This is a genomic window from Arsenophonus sp. ENCA (assembly GCF_002287155.1).
Taxonomy (GTDB): Bacteria; Pseudomonadota; Gammaproteobacteria; order Enterobacterales; family Enterobacteriaceae; genus Arsenophonus; species Arsenophonus nilaparvatae.
The window spans coordinates 1-3,942 of the sequence record NZ_NHNG01000104.1; the positions used below are offsets into that span (position 1 = coordinate 1).

Annotated in this window: 4 protein-coding genes; 1 reads left to right on the plus strand and 3 read right to left on the minus strand. The window is 35.6% G+C overall.

Features of this window, described 5'->3' with window-relative positions; genetic code table 11:
* A partial coding sequence (locus tag CBG25_RS03050) for a transposase (RefSeq protein WP_290603757.1) occupies positions 1–372 on the plus strand: 372 nt, incomplete at its 5' end.
* 182 nt (positions 373–554) lie between these two features.
* Here the strand turns inward: CBG25_RS03050 and CBG25_RS03055 are convergent.
* From CBG25_RS03055 to CBG25_RS03065, 3 genes are read right to left on the minus strand one after another with little or no spacing between them, the layout of a single operon-like run.
* The gene (locus CBG25_RS03055) at positions 555–1,358 is read right to left on the minus strand and encodes a nitrilase-related carbon-nitrogen hydrolase (protein ID WP_290604438.1); all 804 of its coding nucleotides are present in this window, start codon (positions 1,356–1,358) and stop codon (positions 555–557) included.
* A complete protein-coding gene (locus CBG25_RS03060; protein WP_290604440.1) occupies positions 1,315–2,655 on the minus strand; it encodes a cytosine permease in 1,341 nt (446 codons plus the stop codon). Before CBG25_RS03060 ends, CBG25_RS03055 begins: the two co-directional genes overlap by 44 nt.
* A gap of 21 nt (positions 2,656–2,676) precedes the next feature.
* Positions 2,677–3,393, minus strand: coding sequence for a helix-turn-helix transcriptional regulator (locus CBG25_RS03065; protein WP_290604442.1), 717 nt, complete (start codon positions 3,391–3,393; stop codon positions 2,677–2,679).
* Positions 3,394–3,942 lie beyond the last annotated feature (549 nt).

The window sequence follows — 3,942 nt, forward strand, 5'->3', positions numbered from 1 at the left end:
AGCACCCACGACAGTCAGCATTTCGAAAGGGTCATTGACAAGGCCAACACCAATCGCAATATCTACGCCGACCGAGGCTATCCCTCTGCGGAGCGGGAAGCTTGGCTGAAGGCAAACGGCTATAGGAGCCAGATTCAGCGTAAAGGCCATCGAAACAAACCGTTGTCCAAGACTCAGCAAGGGCGAAACCACAGGATTGCAAAGACTAGGGCACGGGTTGAACATGCATTTGCGGCGATGGAACAAATGGGTAGAAAACTGATCCGCACCATTGGACAGGTGCGCGCTAATTTTGCCATGACGATGATGGCAGCATGTTACAACCTAAAGCGGTTGGCGTACTTCCAGAGCGCGTGCATCGTGGCTTTCTGACGCCCAGAATGGGTCAAATGGCCCTAGCCAGGGCAATGTGCGATAGAATCAGTAGCGTGATAATCAAAAAAAATCTAATTATTTAGAATGAAAGCCAAGGGTTAATTGAAAATCTTGAGTTTTTCGAGGTGCCCTACAGTGTGAAAATATGAAAGTGATAAAAGAGAACATCTTTTAGACTATTATAAATAGGTTGTATAGTTTATTTTTTTATCCTTTAAGTAGTTTAATGACTTTCTGATCTCTGTTTGCGTTGTTAAATCTATTTCATAACTGATCATGTCTTCTGCTTTTTCTGAGGCGTTGGCAACAATCGTTCCTCTGGGATCGATAATTCGGCTGCCGCCAAATAGGTTTATATCACCTTCTTTGCCCCATCGATTGACTGCTACCAAATGCGTTGTATTCTCTAAAGCACGGCAAGGCGTATTTATATACCAAAGATCTTTATCTTGTTGTGACCAAGCCGATGGCATAAATAAAATATCTGCCTTTTTAGTTGCCAAAATTCTGGCAACTTCAGGAAATCCTGCATCGTAACAAATTATTATTCCAATACGACAAATACCAATATCAAAAACTGGCAAGCTATCACCGGGTGTAAACCATAGTTTTTCATGATGAAATAGATGCATTTTCCGATATACAGCTAACCAGTTTTTTCTATTTGGAATCCAAATACCGGCAGAATTATAAATTTTACCGGTTGTATCATCTCGTTCTATAAAACCACAAATAATAACTAAATTAAGTTTGCTGGATAATTGGCTAAAGAGCTTATCTGTCTGTTCATTTTGGGTTTCACTAAGTGAATAATATTGTTCTCCTAGTATTGATGGTGAATATCCAGTAGTCGCTAATTCAGGAAAACAGATAATTTGCGCATTGTTTTCCTTAGCCTTATAGCAATAATTTTCTAAACATCGTAAATTTTCATCTTTGTCACCTAAAATTGCGTCCGTCTGGGCTATTGTAACTTTGATCATTTTTTATCTCTTTGGGTATTTTATTGAAAAAATTCTTTAAAATAGACAAGCAGAAATATATCACAGCAGAGATAAATATCGAGTTAACTGATGGAATACCCATAGTTATGGTCATCCCAGCGATAGAGCCTAAAGCCCAAGCAATGAGAGATGGGTAATTTATCCATGGTGTAGCAGCATTATTTGGCAACTTGCCATCTTTACGCGTTGAATCAAGTAAATCCCTATTAGTACGAAGGATATAGTAGTCAGTGAGCATAATCCCAGCTATTGGTGGGAAAATAACACCCGCTATTATCAAAAAATTAATAAAATTATCTAAAATACCGATAACGGTAAAGAAAGTTCCTATACTGCCCGCGATTAGCGTTAATGTAACATAATTGATTTTCTTGCCTATCATACACTCAATAACATTGCTCATGCTAAGCGAGACACTATAAAGATTAATATCATTTATTTTAACCACCGCTAAGATGGTACAAATGACGCCGATCCAGCCTGCATTTTGAATAAGGATATTAACCACATCATCGGTACCCATCGCTTTAGCAATCAATATAGAAACGCCATTAACAATAAATTCACCAACAATGATTGAAATTGTTAACATCCAAAAAACATCTTTTGAATTCTGACAATATCGACTGATGTCAGGTGTTATTAGCATTGCAACAATACACCCACCGGCGACCATTGTTGCTCCAGCGCTTAATGTCATCGAGTCCTGCTCTGCTGGAAGGATATTGATTAATTCTTTAATGTCGATGGTGGTTAATGAATTAAATGTCACCCAAATCATAACAGCAAAAAATAAAGGTACCGCTATTTTGGCGGTTAGACTTAATCCTTTAAATCCGTATGCAACTAATACGGTAATAAATATGCCGGAAATTGTGGCACACCAGCCAAAGTCAAGCATGCCGTTTAATGCATATTCTAAAGCTTTTGCACAAACTCCATTTTGTACGCCAAACCAGCCGAGCGAACTTATCGCAATAGCAAATCCGATCATGGCAGAGCCTATTCGCCCAAAGCCGCACCATCTGGACAGAATGCTGGTAGGTAGCCCTTCCCGACATCCTATAAGACCCAATCCCAGGCCTACAAATTCAAGAATTAAGCTGCCCAAAAGTGTTGCTAACATTGCCTGCCAAAATGTCATTGCATGGCCTAATGTAGCACCCAGTATAAACTGCGATAGTGCAGTATTGGCGCCGATACGAATTAAAACAATAGAAAATAAATCAGAGTGTGCTGAAGGTGGAATCCTTTCAAGGGAGTGTTCTTTATCCATGTTTATATTTCTCTATATTATTTAGTTAAATAAATAGCTGCGCGGTCTGAGAAATCGCATCGGTATTTTATTATGAATATTTTTATGAATACAATATTCTATAAGTTGTTCCCGAAAGCTAATCCCCAATTTTTGGTAGATAGATTGTAATTTATTGTTAACTGTATGATGGCTAACACAAAGCATTTTAGAAATTTCTTTTGGGTTAAATGAATGTGCTACCAGAAACATTATTTCTAATTCTTTTTTGGTAAATTTTGTTTCAATCAGGCAATCTGTTGTTCCATGAATTTTACCAAAATTTTTAAATTTCCTAAAAGGCAGTAGTTCCATCTTTTTTGAATGAAACATAACGCCAACACATTCTCCATCGACAATAAACGGAAATTTTTCACAAATGTAAGGTTGTAATAGCGAATCCTCACCATAAGGATAAATATCAATCGAAATGATATTTCTTTTTTGTTTCAATGTTTCAAAATCATGTGCTTGAAAGTTTTCTGAGAATTCAGCTGTGGGATGAGGTATTTCGCTATCATTTTTGCCGTATAAGTTAAAATTTGTTGATAAATTAAATAACCTGTAGTTTTGTGGATTGCTATAAAAATGAATAGATTGGTCGCCGTCAAATATTTTTATTCCCCACGGATCGCTATTGTTTTCAAACATAGCAATAAGTTGAGGTGATATTTTCACATCCATTGTTTCCTCCCGCCGATAGGACTCAATAATACTCATGAATTACCTATAAACAATCTGTTTATTCCTTGTAGAATAGCGTCTTAATATAAATAAATTCTGGACATAATGGAAATTTTTCTAGCAAATTATTTATCTGTTATTTCAATAATATTATGTAAATAATTGTTTTTATTGTTTTTATTGTTTTATTTTTTATTAAGTCGGGTAATTTGATATCAGACAGATTAATGAATTTATATGAACTATTAAAACAATATATTGGCCAATTTTTAGCCGAATAAATACCTATATAATCAGCAAAATGAATAAAAAAATAATGCTTCAGTTCACTAAGAGAAGACCAATAAAAAGTCACTATCCATTGCTTATGACAAGAATAAATTGCGGCAAAATTTAGTTGTTTATTATCTGCAATGACAATGAAAATAAAATATTAACTAGAAACATATAAAACTAATACACGAGTTTCGCAGTCTCTAAAAAAGAAGTATAAATTTAAAAACAAGAAAAAATCAGGATGTTCATATTTTGTCCGGTTATCCATGCATTAAAGATATCTATAAAATATTCTTGCAAGTAAGCAGT

Coding starts and splice junctions, on each gene's coding strand:
- CBG25_RS03060 (WP_290604440.1), bottom strand. CDS start 2,655: ATGGATAAAGAACACTCCCTTGAAAGGATTCCACCTTCAGCACACTCT.
- CBG25_RS03065 (WP_290604442.1), bottom strand. CDS start 3,393: ATGAGTATTATTGAGTCCTATCGGCGGGAGGAAACAATGGATGTGAAA.
- CBG25_RS03055 (WP_290604438.1), bottom strand. CDS start 1,358: ATGATCAAAGTTACAATAGCCCAGACGGACGCAATTTTAGGTGACAAA.